This is a genomic window from Bradyrhizobium dasycarpum (genome assembly GCF_042019905.1).
Classification (GTDB): domain Bacteria; phylum Pseudomonadota; class Alphaproteobacteria; order Rhizobiales; family Xanthobacteraceae; genus Bradyrhizobium; species Bradyrhizobium japonicum_B.
In genome coordinates this window covers 6,018,733-6,033,919 of sequence record NZ_CP169574.1, presented here as the reverse complement: position 1 = coordinate 6,033,919, position 15,187 = coordinate 6,018,733, and the positions used below count along the sequence as shown (strand labels likewise).

Genomic DNA, 15,187 nt, shown 5'->3' with positions numbered 1-15,187 from the left:
CGAACCCGAGCTCGCACTAGGCGAGGAGATCGATCAGGAGCAATGCGGCGCTTGTGAACAGTCCTGCAATCGGCACCCAGATGGGCACGAGGAACACGCCGGCGGGAGGCTTGGATTCTGTCGTCTTGATCCGAAGGAGCGCCAGGTTGACCAGGACGAAAGCCCCGAGGGTCAGACGTGAGGTCCACTCGGCCAATCCGGTCAAGGGAACGCCGAGGGCGAGGATCAGGATGGCGCCGACGCCGAACAGGGTTGCAACCACCGGGGAGCCGCTTCTGGCGTTCACCCTGGCGAGAAAGGCGGGAAGGCTGCCTTGGTCCGCAAGCCCGTACAGCACGCGTCCGATCATCAGCATGTGAACGATGATTCCGTTGACCGTGGCAACGATGGCGATGACGCTCAACACCGAGAGGGGAAGACCGGTCAACCGCTGAAAGACCAGTGCAAGCGGAGCCGAGGAGTGCGCGAGCTCGGCCGGGGGCACCGCGACCACCGCAACCCAGGCGACGGTCATGTAGAGGAACGCCGTCACGCCCAAGGTGATGAAGAGCGCCCAAGGCAGAGTCCGGGACGGATTCTTCATTTCCTCGGAGATGTTCACGAGGTGCTCGAACCCGATGAACGCAAACACGGCGAGCAGCGACGTCTGTGCGATCCCGGTCCACGCCGCTTTGTCGCTCAGGGGAGCCAACAGTTCGGGCAGCCGGGAGACCAGGGCGTCGCCCTGAAACAGTCCGGCGCCGACAATGAGGAGCAATCCTCCGATCTCCACGACCGTCATCAAGCCGGCGAAGCTGATGGACTGAACCGCGGACAGGCAGGCGACCGCTCCCATCGCAAGCACGACGCCGGCGATGATCCAGCTGGCAGGCAGCGGCAGGAACACGCTGATGTAGCCGGCGCTGCCAACGGTGATGGTCGCGCCGGAGATCGTCGCTGCGGCCACCACGAGCAGCCCCGTGGCACCGCTGAGCCATTTTCGGTGAAACGCGGCCTGAACATAGGCGGCCTCACTCGCCGCAACCGGCAATCGCGTGCCCAGTTCGGCAAAGCTCCCGGCCGTCACGCCCATCACGACCGCCGCAGCGAGGAACGCCAGAGGTGCATGCATTCCGCTCCGCGCGGCGGCCGCTCCCACCAGGACGTAGATCCCGGCACCGATCGTCACGCCGAGCCCGTACAGCACCGCGTGCGTGAGCGTCAGCGATCTGATCAGTCTTGTAGACCCGAGCGGCGCCATCTCCTGCATGACCAATCGTCAATGCGAGAACAGAATCGGGATCGGCGGCTTGGACAGCAGGCCCCTGGTCGCGCCGCCGAGCACGAATTCCCGCCATCTCGGCGTTCCGTACGCGCCCATCACGAGGACGTCGATGCCGTGGGATAGCACGTAAGACGTCAGGACCTCGTCGATCGGCCTGCCCTCGGCATCGATCTCGTCGCACACGACCTCGATGCCGTGACGAGCGAGGTTCTTCGCCAGCTCTTCGCCCGAATGTTTGGAATCCAGGGCCTTTTCGTTCGTGACGGTCACGACGCGCACACGTCCTGCGTTTTCGAGCAAAGGAAGCGCAGCGGAAACCGCTCGCGCAGCGGTACGGCTGAAGTCCCAGGCCACGCAAACGGCATCGAGCTGGAATGGACGCGATCGGGGAGCGGCGGGCAGGATCAGCGTCGGCCTTCCGGATTCGAAGATCACCTCTTCTGCGTACCATCGATCATGGAGTCCGGCACCGCCATGATCGTGAGATCGCGGAGCCTTGCATAATCTGCCAGCAGTGCGGCCTCGCCGGCGGATGCACATTGCTCGAAGATGGTCTCATGCCGAACGCCGGACTTCACGGCCGAGGCTTCGAATGCCGCGAGCAGCGCTTTCGCATTCTCGCGGCTCTTGGTTGCCTCGCGCGCAACAAGCGCGGGTATGTCCAGGATGACGTCCCCGAGCAGGCTTGCGCGCACTTCCGCATGGACCTCGCAGGAAATGGCCGCGAGGTGCGCATCCAGGACGGCGGCTACCGAAACGGCATCGTCGATCACCGAAACCGGCGTCGGTTCCGGATAGCTCGCCAGGGTCAACAGAATATCCTTGAAAGCCATGTATCCCTCCTTTGACGAGTCGGAGCCTAGCGCCCAGGAGGCGCTCTTTATTGATCGACCGCAGCCGATTCAGCCGGGATTGCTGTGGCAAAACGGCCTAGGCCCGGACGGCGGCGACCGGAACCGAAGCGCTCTGGTTCGGCGGTGCCCGCTTTGCCGGAAGCAGCCAGCAGGATGCCGGCTCGCGATCGCGCACTCGGAGAACAGAAAAAACGCGGCGTTTCCGCCGCGTTTTTCAATTCGGTGTGCCGCTGCTCGATTACGCCTGCGGCTGCGGCTCCAGGCCGGGATCCGCATCGGGCCGCGGGCGCGGCGACTTGCCGGCCGGAGGCACCGCGGAGGCGCGCGGCGTGGTCGGCTCGAGCACGGATTCGCGGTTCGGCTTCTTGCCCTTGAGCAGATCGACGATCTCGTCGCCGCTCAGCGTCTCGAACTCGAGCAGACCCTTGGCCAGCGCCTCGAGGTCGGCACGCTTCTCGGTGAGGATGCGGGTCGCTTCCTTGTAGCCTTCCTCGACCAGACGGCGGATCTCGGAGTCGATCTTCTGCACCGTCGCCTCGGAGGCGTTCTGGGTCCGCGACACCGACATGCCCAGAAACACTTCGTCCTGGTTCTCCCCGTAGGAGACCGTGCCGAGCTCTTCCGACAGGCCCCAGCGCGTCACCATCATGCGAGCCAGCCGCGTGGCCTGCTCGATGTCGGAGGCGGCGCCCGAGGTGACCTTCTCGCGGCCGAAGATCAGCTCTTCGGCGACGCGGCCGCCCATCATGATGGCGAGGCGCGAGGTCATCTGCTCCAGGGACATCGACAGCTTGTCGCGCTCAGGGAGCTGCATGACCATGCCGAGCGCACGGCCGCGCGGGATGATGGTCGCCTTGTGGATCGGATCGGTCGCGGGCACGTTGAGGCCGACGATGGCGTGGCCGCCCTCGTGATAGGCCGTCAAGAGCTTCTCTTCCTCGGTCATGACGAGCGACTTGCGCTCGGCGCCCATCATCACCTTGTCCTTGGCCTCCTCGAACTCGGCCTGCGTCACCATCCGCTTGTTGCGGCGGGCGGCGGTGAGCGCGGCCTCGTTGACGAGGTTCATCAGGTCGGCGCCGGAGAAGCCCGGGGTGCCGCGCGCGATGGTCTTGAGGTTGATATCCGGCGCCAAGGGCACCTTGCGGACGTGGACCTTGAGGATCTGCTCGCGGCCGACGACGTCGGGATTGGGCACCACGACCTGGCGGTCGAAGCGGCCCGGACGCAGCAGCGCGGGATCGAGCACATCGGGGCGGTTGGTCGCGGCGATCAGGATCACGCCCTCATTCGCCTCGAAGCCGTCCATCTCGACCAGCAGCTGGTTCAGCGTCTGCTCGCGCTCGTCATTGCCGCCGCCGAGGCCGGCGCCACGGTGACGACCGACCGCATCGATTTCGTCGATGAAGATGATGCAGGGCGCATTCTTCTTGGCCTGCTCGAACATGTCGCGCACACGAGAGGCGCCGACGCCGACGAACATCTCGACGAAGTCCGAACCCGAAATGGTGAAGAACGGCACGTTGGCTTCGCCCGCGACCGCGCGTGCGATCAGGGTCTTACCGGTGCCGGGAGGGCCGACCAGCAGCACGCCGCGCGGAATGCGGCCGCCGAGGCGCTGGAATTTGCCGGGGTCGCGCAGGAATTCGACGATCTCCTGCAGGTCCTGCTTGGCCTCGTCGACGCCGGCGACGTCCTCGAAGGTGACGCGGCCATGCGCTTCGGTCAGCATCTTGGCGCGCGACTTGCCGAAGCCCATCGCCTTGCCGGCGCCGCCCTGCATCTGTCGCGACAGGAAGATCCAGACGCCGATCAGCGCGATGAAGGGCAGCCAGGAGACCAGCAGCGAGACGAACCACGGCACGTTGTCGCCCGGCGGCTTCGCGGTGATCTGCACCTTGCTGTCATACAGGCGCTTCACCAGCGTCGGGTCGTTCGGCGCATAGGTCTGGAAGCTGGAGCCGTTGGTGAAGGTGCCGTGGATGTCCGGCCCCTGGATCACGACGTCGCGCACATTGCCGCGGTCAACCTCGCTCAAGAGTTGCGAGAAGGCGATGTCCTGCGAGGAGGCTCGCTGGCCCGGATTCTGGAAGAGCGTGAACAACGCCAACAGCAGCAAAACAATGATGACCCAGAGGGCGAAATTGCGCAGATTGGCGTTCATCGATCTTCCTTCGTGGTCGCGCGGATCGCGGCCTGGTCCTTCAGGAGTTACTTGGGCGAGCTAGAGAAAATCCCCAAGGAATCCTCTCGGTTACGCATACAATCTAGGTGCCGCCCGGGTCGCTGCCAAGGGAATGAGATGGGACTATTTAGCCCATCTTAGAGCGATTCCCGCTGAAAAAATGGCGCCCGGAGCGGGGTTCTTCCTGCCTGGTTAAGGTGTCCTGACGGTACGGGGCCGAAATGGCTGGTGTCATGATCCGCCCTCGCCCACGCCTATCCGCCCTTGCGGCGCCGGGCCGGCGCCGGCGCGATGTGGATACGCCCGCCGGCAAGGCTGATCAAGGCTCCCGCAAGCGTCTGCTTCAGGACCGGCTGGCGGCTGGCGCGGGCGCGGAGACGTGCCGCAATGGCCTGATCCAGCACGGACATCAGGGTTTCGACCTTGCCGAGTTCCGCAGGCCCTTCATGCCCGAGCGCGTTGATGGCCCGCAGCAGGAGCCGCAGCCGGACCTCATCCGGCAGCGCGGCAAAGGCCGCAGCCTCGAAGCTTCGCGCTCCCGACTGCGGCGCTTCGCCGCGATCCCGCAAACGGAGGAAGCGCTCGGCGCCGTCGGCCAGCACCTCGACCGCCGCATTGGCCCGCGCCAGCCTGGCCGCAAGCCGCGCCAGATTCCTGCTGTCGCCGCCCTCGGCCGCGAGAAGCGGCAGCAGCGCGCGCAGCCGCGGCCGGGTGAAGGCGGTGTCGCGATTGGTGGGGTCGTCGGCAAAGCCGATTTTGGCCCGCTTCAAGGTCGCGACCAGCTGCGACTTCGGGACATCGAGCAGCGGCCGCGCCAGCACGATGCCGTCGCGCTCGCTGAGAGGGGCCATGGCCGACAGTCCCGCAAGTCCACTGCCGCGCAACAGGCGCATCAACAGCGTCTCGGCCTGGTCGTCACGGGTATGGGCGGTCAGCACATGGCTCGCGCCGACGGCACGGGCGGCGTCTGCGAGCAGGCGGTAGCGCGCCTCGCGCGCGGCTGCCGGCAGCCCCGTCTTCGGCTTGGCGCCACGCCAGCGCAGGGTCCGGTGCGGCAGTCCGAGCTCGGCGGCGAGCCGCTTGACCTCGCGCGCCTCGCGCCCCGCCTCTTGCCGCAGGCCGTGATCGACCGTGACGACGGTGAGGAGCGGCGCGCGCGCAAGGCTGCGCTGCCAACGCGCCGCAAGCCACATCAGCGCCACCGAATCGGGGCCGCCGGAGACGGCGAGCACCAGCGCCGGCGCGCTCTTCAGGCCGGCGAAGAGGCGGCTCGCCTCGCGGGTGGAGATCGGAGAATTGTCATCGTCTGACATGGCGCTGCCCGGCAATCGCCAGCGAATGGCGGGCGCAATCTAGCGCAGCGCCATCCGCCTTGTCAGCGCTCCGCGCGGTGGATCAGCACTTCACCCGCTTCTGCTCGCGGTCCACGGCCGCCTTGACGCCGGCGGAGGCGCGCGGATATTTGCGGCCGACCTCGCCGAAGGCGGCGCAGGCGGCCTCCTTCTCCTTCAGGGCGGCGAGCGACTGGCCGAGCCGAAGCAGCGCATCCGGGGCCTTGGCCGATTTTTCGTATTTGGTGGTGACGGCGAGGAAGGCTTCCGCGGAGTCGCGGTATTGCTGGCGCTGGAAGTAGCTCTCGCCGAGCCAGTATTGCGCGTCTCCGAGCAGCGGGTCGCTCGGATATTTCTGCGCAAAATTCTTCATGGTCTGCTCGGCAAGCGCATAGTCCTTGCGCTGCATGTAGCCGATGCCGAGGTCGAACTCGTCGCGCGGCGTGGCCGAGGGCGGCAGCGTCGTCAATCCGGGGGCCCCTGCGGGCGCCGGGTAACCCGGCTGAGCCGCCGGGGGTGCTGCCTGCTGCTGATAGCGCGGGCTGGTGTTGGCGAGATCGAGCGGCTCGCCGGCGCCGCGGCCGCCGGGCGAGCCAATCTGGCCGCCTGCCGGCATCGGTTGCTGCCCGCCGCCGAGCGCGCGCGGCGCGCCGGGCGCGCTCGGGTTCTGGTTGGGGTCGAAGGCGTCGCCGCGACGGCGTGTGCCGGGGGCGCCGGGCGCCGGCTGCTCCTGAACGATCGGCGCGGGAGACGCGATCTGCGGCTGCTCGTAATTCGGCTGCACGGCCTGCTGCTGCGGCTGGCGATAGCCCGGCGCGACCTGACTTGGTGCGATCTGGGCGGGCGGCATCACCGCCGCACTGGGCGCCTGTCCGGGCGCGGCCTGCGCGCCGCCCTCAAGCGCCCGCAGCCGCTCCTCGAGCTGGCGGTTGCGGTATTGCAGCTCTTCGTTCTGGCCGGTGAGCTGGCGCAACTGGTTCTCCAGCCGCTCGATCCGCATCTCGGGATCGGCATCATCCGATTGCGCGAAGATCGACTGCGCAAATGCGGGCGAGCACAAAGAGAGCAGCGCGGCGGTCGCCACGGTGCCGGTAATTGCCTTGAACTTCGATGACATCTTGCCCTGACGACGAAAGCGACGTGGCGCGCGGCGGACCATTCGCCGCGCCACACAATGAGAAAGGGAGTACGCCAAAACTGTGACTGCCACCAAGAGGTTTTAGGTCACGGATTGCTGATACGAAACCGGCGCCCGAGAGGGCGCCGGCATAATCGGTTTCTGAAGATGAACGGCGCCTGACCGAGCGTCAGGATCTTGGCGTCAGGATCTCCGTGTCAGGAGCTCGCGTTCAGCACGGTGACGGCGCGACGGTTCTGCGACCAGCACGAGATGTCGTTACAGACGGCGACCGGCCGCTCCTTGCCGTAGGAGATCGTGCGCATGCGGTTGGGATCGATGCCGCGCGAGGCGAGGAACGAACGCACCGACTGGGCACGGCGGGCGCCGAGCGCGATGTTGTATTCGCGGGTGCCACGCTCGTCGGCATGACCTTCGACGGTGAAGCTGTAGCGCGGATAGGTCTGGAGCCACTGCGCCTGCTTCTCCAGGGTGACGATCGCCTGCGGGGTCAGATCGGTCTGGTCGCTTTCGAAGAACACGCGGTCGCCCACGTTCACCACGAAGTCCTGCTGGCTGCCCGGCGTCGCCGCATTGGCCATCGCATCCGTCGCGGCATTCTTGTTGGCGCAGGCGCCCATCGACAGCGCGACGGCCAGCACCGCGACCAGCTTCAATCCCTGGAGGATACGCATAGGATGTTTCATTCCGGAGCCTCCACGCTCACGTTAGTCCACTGCTGTCCGGTCTACAGGGGGTTGGTTAAGCGAACGTTCCGTCAACCTTGACGGAACCTTGCCTCAGCCGATCAAATGCCCCCAACCGGCGAAAAGCACCCATCATGGTTAATGGGTTGTAAATGTGGCGCGAGGGTGAAGGCAAGCGTCCGGACCGGCGAAACCGGCCAAAATTGAGCTCGGCCCGGGCCTGGTGGTGGACGGCAGCTCCGTTCGAGGGCGGGCGCCCCGACGGACTCTCAGGAATAGACGACCAGCTTTGGACGTTCGGAGGCCAGTTTCGGCGAGACGACGCTCAGCGACGGCGCAGTGCTGGGCCCAAACAGCATTCGTCGCTCGAATGCACTCGAGCGCATGATCGGAAAACGCGTTAACACTCTTTCCCGCACGGCGCGGAAGTCGGACGCCATCAACGCGACTTTTGCCAAGGCATTCGGGAACAGGCGCGGTTCTGCGATGGTTTCGTTGAGAAAGACCCGGCGATAGAACGCCTCGTGCGCGGGGCGGACGAGCGCGAGCCCGGTATCGGCATTAAAATGTTCGCAGGCCAGAAAGACGAGCCGCACCGTTACATAAGGCAGCTCCGGAAAACACTTGGCTTTTTCCGGGCTCGCAACAAAGCGGGCTGGATCGATGAAGACCTCGCCGCGATCGAGGCGGGGGTGAAGAACGTCGCCGAACAAGTCGGTCGTGCAGGACGCCCGCTGTTCTGACGTCAGCACGTGGAGACGGATAGAGCTGCAGAGCTCTCCGTCAACATACACTCCGAACGTCCGGGCATTGGGTGCGTCGTCGTAGCTATCGCTGTAGCGCTCGGACTCCGACGGCGGAATCAATCCGCCACGCGTATAGGCCCGATAGCGCATCTGATAGAGCTGATCTTTCTCCTCAGGAGTCTCGATGGAGCGGTAGTCGACGCGGTCGAACAGCGCTCCCCCCGCACAGAGAGCGAAGCGCGCGGTTCGGCTTCGGGCTTCATCCAACATTCCTCAACTGACAAACAACCCTCGCGGGTGGAACAGGATTAACACCTTCTTAACGCCGGCGCAATTGAAGCACCCGGTTAGGGTTAACCCTGCCGGTCGGCGAAAATCAGCGATTTCCCGCAGTTTTACGGAGGTGTCAGGCGATCGATCGCGAGGCGACGGTCAGCTGATCATCGGACGAGCGGCGGCCGTGCGAGGCATTCAGCAATTGCCGAACCCGAATGGCGGGCACCGGCCGGCTGAAAAGATAGCCCTGCCCTTCGGTGATGGTCCCGTCGGCGCTGATCAGTTCGAGCTGCTCGTTGGTCTCGATGCCCTCGACCACCACCGACATGCCGAGATCGGCGGCCAGCCGCGCCACCCCGCGCAACAGCGTCAGCGGCCGATCGGTATCGATCCCTTCGAGGAAGGAGCGGTCGATCTTCACCTTCTGCATCGGGAAATTGTGCAGATAGCTCAGGCTGGAATAGCCGGTGCCGAAATCGTCGAGCGAGATGCGCACGCCGAGCGCATGAAGCTGCGAGAGGATGTCGTGCGTGAGCTGGGTGTTGCGCAGCAGCGAGGACTCGGTGATCTCGATCTCCAGCCGATGGTTCGGCAGGCCCGAAACTTCGAGCGCATAGCGGATCTCGCTCAGCACGTCGCGCTGGTGGAATTGCTGAGGCGAGAAGTTGACGGCGACGCTGACGCCGTCTGGCCACTTCATGCACTCCATGCAGGCCCGCCGCAGGATCCAGCGGCCGAGATCGACGATCAGGCCCATGTCCTCGGCGACCGGGATGATGTCGACCGGCGAGACCGTGCCGCGTACCGGATGGTTCCAGCGCAGCAGCGCCTCGCAGGTGGTGATCTTGCCGGTCTTGAGGTTGACCAGCGGCTGGTAGAACAGCTCGAATTCCTCGTTGGCGAGCGCCTTGCGCAAGTCCAGCTCCAGGATGCGGCGGGCCTCGACGGTCGCCGCCATCTCGTCGCGGAAGAAGCAGAAGGTGCCGCGGCCGTCGGCCTTGGCCCGGTACAGCGCCATGTCGGCGTTCTTGAGCAGCGTATCGGCGCTGGCGCTGCCATCGGGCGAGGTCAGCGCGATGCCGACGCTCGCGCCGATCTCGACGAGGTGGTTGTCGATGCGATAGCGCTCGCTGAGGCGCTCGACGATGCGGCGAGCGAGGCTGGCGGCGTCCTCGGGCGAAGAGATGTTCTGCTGGAACACGACGAATTCGTCGCCGCCGAAGCGGGCGACGAAATCGTCGGGCCGCAGCATCTCACGCAGGCGATTGGCAACCGCGCACAGCAGCTGGTCGCCGCAGGGATGGCCAAGCGTGTCGTTGACCTGCTTGAACTGGTCGAGGTCGACGAACAGCAGCGCGGAGAGGCGCTCGGCATGATGCGAATTCGCCAGCAGCCGCTGGATCTCGTCGTGGAAGCTGACCCGGTTGGGCAATGCCGTGAGCTCGTCGTAGCGGGCAAGATGGGTGATCCTCGCCTCGGCGTTCTTACGCTCGGTGATGTCCTCGAGCAGCATGACCGTGCCGCCATCCGCCATCGGCTGGAAGGTCCAGGACAACGCGCGCCCGCGCGCGATATCCGGATCGGTGGTCAGGATCTCGCGGACCCGTCCGTCCTCGATCTCCCGGAGGATCAGGTTGCCGTTCTCGGCCGAGATGGAGCCGCCGCTGACGCACGCCGCGATGATTTCGGACGCATTGGGGCCGCTCTGAACGAGATCGTCGGGCAGATTCATCATTTCGCTGAAACGATGATTCATCACCGCAAGCTGACCGTCGACACGAAACATGCACAGGCCATGGGGCATGTTGTTCAACGCGCTGTCGAACTGGCCCGCCAGGGCTGCTTCGCGTTCGCGCGCGACGAGCGCCCGCATGAATATCCTATGCAGATTGGCCGAAATTTGTATGACGGCCACCAGAAACGCAGCGCATAGGACCGACATGACGATGTAATAGGGCGTGCCGCGTAGCGCCAGCGCGACCACCGTCGAACCGAAACAAAGCGAAGCCTGCAGCTTGTAGATCCATTGCCGTCCGTAGGCCCGGCCTGCACCACCCGCCACGAAGCCCGTGGTCGTGGAGAGAGATCATATGGGCGACGGCATCGTCACTGACCAGCAGCGTGGTCGTGCTCCAGATGCCGACGGCGGCGGCCTGGATCATCGCCCCGATCTGATGCCGGTTCTTCCATCGCGCAGCTTCGTCGGCGGTCAGCGTCGACTTGCGCATCTGATACCGCCGCAAGTCGAACGCCCGGATGGCGCCGGCGAGGATCAGGAGCCCCACGCACGCCCAGATCAAGGTTCTCCCGTCTTCAGCGCGGTCGCGGCCGCCGCAACGACGCCGAAGACAAGCCCCGTCAGCAAGGGAGCTGGAGTTTCGAATAGCGAATCGATCAGCGCGGCCGAAACCCTCGGCGACGCTGGCTCAGGTTCTCCACTCTGGCTTGCGAACTGCATTGGTGTTTGTACGCGCGTCCTGTTTGGCGCGTACTTTTACCCAGCTCAGGTGAAGTCTTTCTGAGGGAACATCGTTAAAGTCGAGTTGTTTTTCGGTAACGCCGAACCAATTCCAGCTTAAGAATCAAGCAATTAGGGCAAGCCTTGGTGGGCTCAAGGTGAAGAAAGGCTTACCCGCCTCGTCGAAAGCAGGAAAATCGGCGCGATTTTCGAAAAGATCGCGCGTTCCGAACCCGCGCTCTATTGACCCGCCGTCGAGGACAGCAACGGCGACCAGGCCGGGTCGGAGGCGAAGCCCGGCGTCGGCACCTTGAGCTCGTTGCGACCGGAGATATCGACGCTGTACAGCGAGGGCCCGCCATTGCCGCCGGGGTCGCGGAAGAACATCAGCACGCGGCCGTTCGGGGAGAAGGTCGGACCTTCGTTGTGGAAGCCGGAAGTCAGTAGCCGCTCGCCGGAGCCGTCGGGCTTCATGACGCCGATCGCGAACTGTCCGCCGCCTTGCCTCGTGAAGGCGATGTAGTCGCCCTTTGGCGACCACACCGGCGTCGAATAGCTGGCGTTGGTGTCGTCCTTGGAGAAGGAGATGCGCTGGGCCTGCCCGCCGCCCGCCGCCATCACGTAGATCTGCGACCGGCCGCCGCGATCGGACTCGAAGCAGATGCGGGTGCCGTCCGGCGAATATGATGGCGAGGTGTCGATCGCCGGCGTGTCGGTGAGGCGCGTGGTCGAGCGCGAGCGCAGATCCATCACGAACAGGTTGGAATTGCCGCCCTGCTGCAGGCTCATGATGACGCGCTGGCCGTCCGGCGAGAAGCGCGGCGCGAAGGTCATGCCCGGGAAGTTGCCGACGATCTCGCGCTGGCCGGTCTCGATGTTGAAGAGATAGACCTTCGGATCGCCCTGGCCGAATTCCATGTAGGTGATCTCTTGCGAGTTCGGCGAGAAGCGCGGCGTCAGCACGAGGTCGGAGCCGCGGGTCAGATAGCGCACATTGGCGCCGTCCTGGTCCATCATCGCAAGTCGCTTGACACGGCGCTCCTTCGGGCCGCTTTCGTCCACGAACACCACGCGGCTGTCGAAATAGCCCTTCTCGCCGGTCATCCGCTCGTAGATCTGGTCGGAGATGATGTGGGCGATGCGGCGCCAATATTCCGGCGAGGTGAAATATTGCTGGCCGGCGAGCTGCTGGCCGGAGATGACGTCCCACAAACGGAATTCGGCTTTCAGCCGGCCATCGGGCTGGCGCGTCATGCGGCCGGTGACGAGGGCCTGCGCGTTGAGGGTCTTCCAGTTCTGGAATTGCGGCGCGACGTCCATGTTGCTGATGCGCTCGATGAAAGCGGCCTGATCGATCGGCGCGAACAGACCCGAGCGCTTCAGATTGTTGGTGATGACCTGCGTGACGCCGTTGCCGACGTCGCCGTCGGAGGGCGAGCCGGGCAGGAAGTTGGTGATTGCGATCGGAATCGGCTGGAATGCCGTGGGATCGATGCGCAGGCGTCCCTCCTGCCCTTGAGCGAAGGCGCGTCCGCTCCCGAGCATTGCGAGTGCCGATCCGGTCAGGGTCATAAAGCGGCGGCGGTTCATCGAGCGGACGTCATTCATTGCAAAATTCTTTTGTTCGGATGTCACAACATGTCTTTCAGGCCGAAAGTCATCGGAATGAGCTTCCAGCTCTCGTACTGCTGCTTCGGCATGAACGAATAGACCTGACACTGCACGATGGCGCGCTTGGCACTCTCGGCAATGGCCTGAGCAATCGAGCGCGACGGTCCTCGCACGGCGACGACGATCGGCTCCGAAGCCAGCGATCCGTCGATCTTCATGGGAATGTCGATGTCGGCTTCGTACTGATCGGCATCCTGGCCATTATAGGTGGGCGTGAAGCAGCGCTTGACCGCGCCCTGGAATGCACCGCGCCAGGTGGCGACGTTGTTGGCGGCAGTTCCCGTCGCCGCTCCCAACGCGGCCGACGCATTCAGAGCGGAGCCAGTCAGCTCGTGCCGGGTCGCGGCGCGCTTGTCGAGATCGCGCTGGATCTGGGCGGGATCAAAGGTGCGCTCCTTCGGCTTCGGCTGCTGCTGCGGCTGCACCGCCGCGACCTTCTGCTCCACGGGCTTGGGCGGCGGCTTCTTGGTCTCCAGCTTCTTCTGCAGCTCGGCGATCGGATCTTCCTTGGCCGGATCAGGTTTCTTTTCCTGCGGCTTCGGCTCTTCCTTCGGCTTCGCCTCGGCCACCGGCTTCGGCGGCTCCGGCTTCTTCTCGACCGGCTTCTCGACGGGCTTTGGCGGCGGCTCGGGCTGCGAATTGGTCTTGATCAGCTCTTTCTTCTCGGTGACCTTGCCGACCGCGTCTTCCTCCGGCTTCGCTTCCGCGATCTTCTCGACCTTCGGCTTCGGCTCTTCCTTCTTGCCGGTCTTCTGCCCGGCCATCATCTTGGCGAGCTGATCGGTGGAGATGATGTCGACCGGTAGCGACTCCTCAGGCGCGATGTAGGCCTTGCTGCTGAAGGTGACGAGCCCCCATCCCAGCACGAGGACGTGGAGGGCAATCGACGCAACGAGTGTCTTGTCGACGTTCACCTTCACGGCTTACCCCTGATCCGCTTCCGTGACGAGGGCGAGCTTCTTGAATCCGGCGCCGGACAACAGGCCCATCACCCTGGCCACCGTGCCGTAATCCGCCTTCTTGTCGGCGCGCAGATAGATGCGTTCCTCGAGCCCGCCGCGCGCGTCCGTGATCGCCTTCAGCTTGGGGATCAGCTCGTTGATTGCGATCTCGGAATCGTTGATGAACACCTTGCCCTTGATGTCGACCGACATCTGGATCGGCTTCTGGTCGTTGTTCTCGAGGCTCTTGGCCTGGGTCTGGGGCAGGTCGAGCGGCACGCCGACCGTGAGCATCGGCGCCGACACCATGAAAATGATGAGCAGCACCAGCATCACGTCGACCATCGGGGTGACGTTGATCTCGGCCACGACGGGCTTGCGCCGGCCTCGGCGCCCGCCGCCGCCGGACGAACTCGCAACGTTCATCGCCATGATCGCGTGCCCAAATTGCCCTTCACACTATACATGCCGCCCGTCAGCCCCGCTCGTCGATCTGACGCGACAGAATGGCGGAAAATTCATCGGCGAAGCCCTCCAGCCGCTGGGCCTGCCGGTTCACCTCGGACGTGAACTTATTGTAGAAAATAGTGGCAGGAATGGCGGCGATAAGGCCGACGGCGGTCGCAAACAGCGCTTCCGCGATACCGGGGGCAACAACCGCCAGAGAGGTATTTTTCGACGCCGCGATCGACTGGAAGCTCGACATGATGCCCCAGACCGTGCCGAACAGGCCGACGAAGGGCCGGCGGAGCCGACGGTGGCGAGCACCAGCAGGCGGCGTTCCAGCCGCTCGACCTCGCGGGCGATCGAGACGTTCATGACCTTGTCGATGCGCATCTGCAGGCCCGCGACCGAGCGGGCGTGGCTCTCGAACGACCGTTTCCACTCGCGCATCGCCGCGACGAAGCACGCCGCCATCGAATGCGTCGGCTTGGCCGAGAGCGTGCGATAGAGCTCCTCGATCGATTCGCCGGACCAGAACGCCTGCTCGAAGCGGTCCATCGAGCGGCGGGTGCGGGCAAACAGGAAGATCTTGTCGATGGCGATCGCCCAGACCCAGACCGAGCAGGACAGAAGTCCCAGCATCACCGCTTTCACGATCCAGTGAGCCTGCCAGAACAGCGCGATCAGCGACACGTCCGCGGAAGCGGCAACCGGAAGGGCTGACTGAGCCACGTCGGCCGGATTCATAAGCAGTATCCTCTCAAGGCGATCGTTTACCCGATGTGCCGGCCAGCAAATGGCTGCCGGTTCCCCAATGACCGCGCTACAACCGGCGCGGCCGGCAAGCCCGCTCAAAGCCTTGTCTTTCGGGGGTGCAGGGGCTCGTCCAAAGCCGGCCGCCTGCATTCCCTGCCAAGATGTCAAAACTATGGGCCTTTGGCCCCGGGCCTTGACGGGCCTCGGCTTCGGGCTTTGGGCGCGACTGCCCGCCCTTACCAGAGCCCGGCGTTGGTTAATGCGAGGTTACCAGGGGTGAATTGGGCCGCGGGAAAGGCAGGCCGCGCAGGCGGTTGGGGTCTGGACGAGCTCCGTCCGCGTCCCGACCCAGCACCGAGGATGCAGTGTGCCGACGCCGGCGGGCCTCGGCTCACCAGCGCATCGTCAAAGGACGCTGCGCGCTGCGTCCGGGGCAC

At 64.9% G+C, this 15,187-nt stretch carries 11 protein-coding genes and 2 pseudogenes; all 13 read right to left on the bottom strand.

The genetic code is table 11. From position 1 onward, the window contains the following. Positions 1-16 precede the first annotated feature (16 nt). Positions 17-1,249: an APC family permease gene (locus ACETMP_RS28765; protein WP_375158776.1), complete on the bottom strand. Its 1,233-nt coding sequence runs from the start codon at positions 1,247-1,249 to the stop codon at positions 17-19. A gap of 9 nt (positions 1,250-1,258) precedes the next feature. Beyond that, positions 1,259-1,804, bottom strand: a complete 546-nt coding sequence (locus tag ACETMP_RS28760; RefSeq protein ID WP_375158775.1) for a universal stress protein — start codon at positions 1,802-1,804, stop codon at positions 1,259-1,261. Beyond that, the gene (locus ACETMP_RS28755) at positions 1,696-2,076 is read right to left on the bottom strand and encodes a hypothetical protein (protein WP_375158774.1); all 381 of its coding nucleotides are present in this window, start codon (positions 2,074-2,076) and stop codon (positions 1,696-1,698) included. Before ACETMP_RS28755 ends, ACETMP_RS28760 begins: the two co-directional genes overlap by 109 nt. 280 nt (positions 2,077-2,356) lie before the next feature. Further along, a complete protein-coding gene (gene ftsH / locus ACETMP_RS28750; protein WP_028138393.1) occupies positions 2,357-4,282 on the bottom strand; it encodes an ATP-dependent zinc metalloprotease FtsH in 1,926 nt (641 codons plus the stop codon). 275 nt (positions 4,283-4,557) lie between these two features. After that, positions 4,558-5,616 (bottom strand): tRNA lysidine(34) synthetase TilS, encoded by a 1,059-nt coding sequence (tilS, locus tag ACETMP_RS28745; RefSeq protein ID WP_375158773.1) that lies wholly within the window; start codon positions 5,614-5,616, stop codon positions 4,558-4,560. 82 nt (positions 5,617-5,698) lie between these two features. Beyond that, complete coding sequence (gene ybgF, locus ACETMP_RS28740; RefSeq protein WP_375158772.1) at positions 5,699-6,751, bottom strand: tol-pal system protein YbgF; 1,053 nt, start codon at positions 6,749-6,751, stop codon at positions 5,699-5,701. 218 nt (positions 6,752-6,969) lie between these two features. Then, complete coding sequence (pal, locus tag ACETMP_RS28735) at positions 6,970-7,458, bottom strand: peptidoglycan-associated lipoprotein Pal (RefSeq protein WP_018317777.1); 489 nt, start codon at positions 7,456-7,458, stop codon at positions 6,970-6,972. Between the two features lie 269 nt (positions 7,459-7,727). Then, positions 7,728-8,474, bottom strand: coding sequence for a hypothetical protein (locus tag ACETMP_RS28730; protein ID WP_375158771.1), 747 nt, complete (start codon positions 8,472-8,474; stop codon positions 7,728-7,730). Between the two features lie 136 nt (positions 8,475-8,610). Continuing rightward, a pseudogene (locus ACETMP_RS28725) lies at positions 8,611-10,938 on the bottom strand (putative bifunctional diguanylate cyclase/phosphodiesterase). A gap of 240 nt (positions 10,939-11,178) precedes the next feature. Next, positions 11,179-12,528, bottom strand: coding sequence for a Tol-Pal system beta propeller repeat protein TolB (gene tolB, locus ACETMP_RS28720; RefSeq protein ID WP_375162016.1), 1,350 nt, complete (start codon positions 12,526-12,528; stop codon positions 11,179-11,181). Positions 12,529-12,569: 41 nt separating this feature from the next. Beyond that, positions 12,570-13,529, bottom strand: coding sequence for a protein TolA (locus ACETMP_RS28715; RefSeq protein ID WP_375158770.1), 960 nt, complete (start codon positions 13,527-13,529; stop codon positions 12,570-12,572). 3 nt (positions 13,530-13,532) lie between these two features. Further along, positions 13,533-13,982, bottom strand: a complete 450-nt coding sequence (gene tolR, locus ACETMP_RS28710) for a protein TolR (protein ID WP_375158769.1) — start codon at positions 13,980-13,982, stop codon at positions 13,533-13,535. A gap of 43 nt (positions 13,983-14,025) precedes the next feature. Further along, positions 14,026-14,741, bottom strand: a pseudogene (gene tolQ / locus ACETMP_RS28705) (protein TolQ). Between the last annotated feature and the right edge of the window lie 446 nt (positions 14,742-15,187).

What these genes read in the sequence shown, in the direction of transcription:
- ACETMP_RS28765 (WP_375158776.1), bottom strand. Translation starts at nt 1,249, where the DNA reads ATGCAGGAGATGGCGCCGCTCGGGTCTACAAGACTGATCAGATCGCTG.
- ACETMP_RS28760 (WP_375158775.1), bottom strand. Translation starts at nt 1,804, where the DNA reads ATGTGCATCCGCCGGCGAGGCCGCACTGCTGGCAGATTATGCAAGGCT.
- ftsH (WP_028138393.1), bottom strand. Translation starts at nt 4,282, where the DNA reads ATGAACGCCAATCTGCGCAATTTCGCCCTCTGGGTCATCATTGTTTTG.
- tilS (WP_375158773.1), bottom strand. Translation starts at nt 5,616, where the DNA reads ATGTCAGACGATGACAATTCTCCGATCTCCACCCGCGAGGCGAGCCGC.
- ybgF (WP_375158772.1), bottom strand. Translation starts at nt 6,751, where the DNA reads ATGTCATCGAAGTTCAAGGCAATTACCGGCACCGTGGCGACCGCCGCG.
- pal (WP_018317777.1), bottom strand. Translation starts at nt 7,458, where the DNA reads ATGAAACATCCTATGCGTATCCTCCAGGGATTGAAGCTGGTCGCGGTG.
- ACETMP_RS28730 (WP_375158771.1), bottom strand. Translation starts at nt 8,474, where the DNA reads ATGTTGGATGAAGCCCGAAGCCGAACCGCGCGCTTCGCTCTCTGTGCG.
- tolB (WP_375162016.1), bottom strand. Translation starts at nt 12,528, where the DNA reads ATGAACCGCCGCCGCTTTATGACCCTGACCGGATCGGCACTCGCAATG.
- tolR (WP_375158769.1), bottom strand. Translation starts at nt 13,982, where the DNA reads ATGGCGATGAACGTTGCGAGTTCGTCCGGCGGCGGCGGGCGCCGAGGC.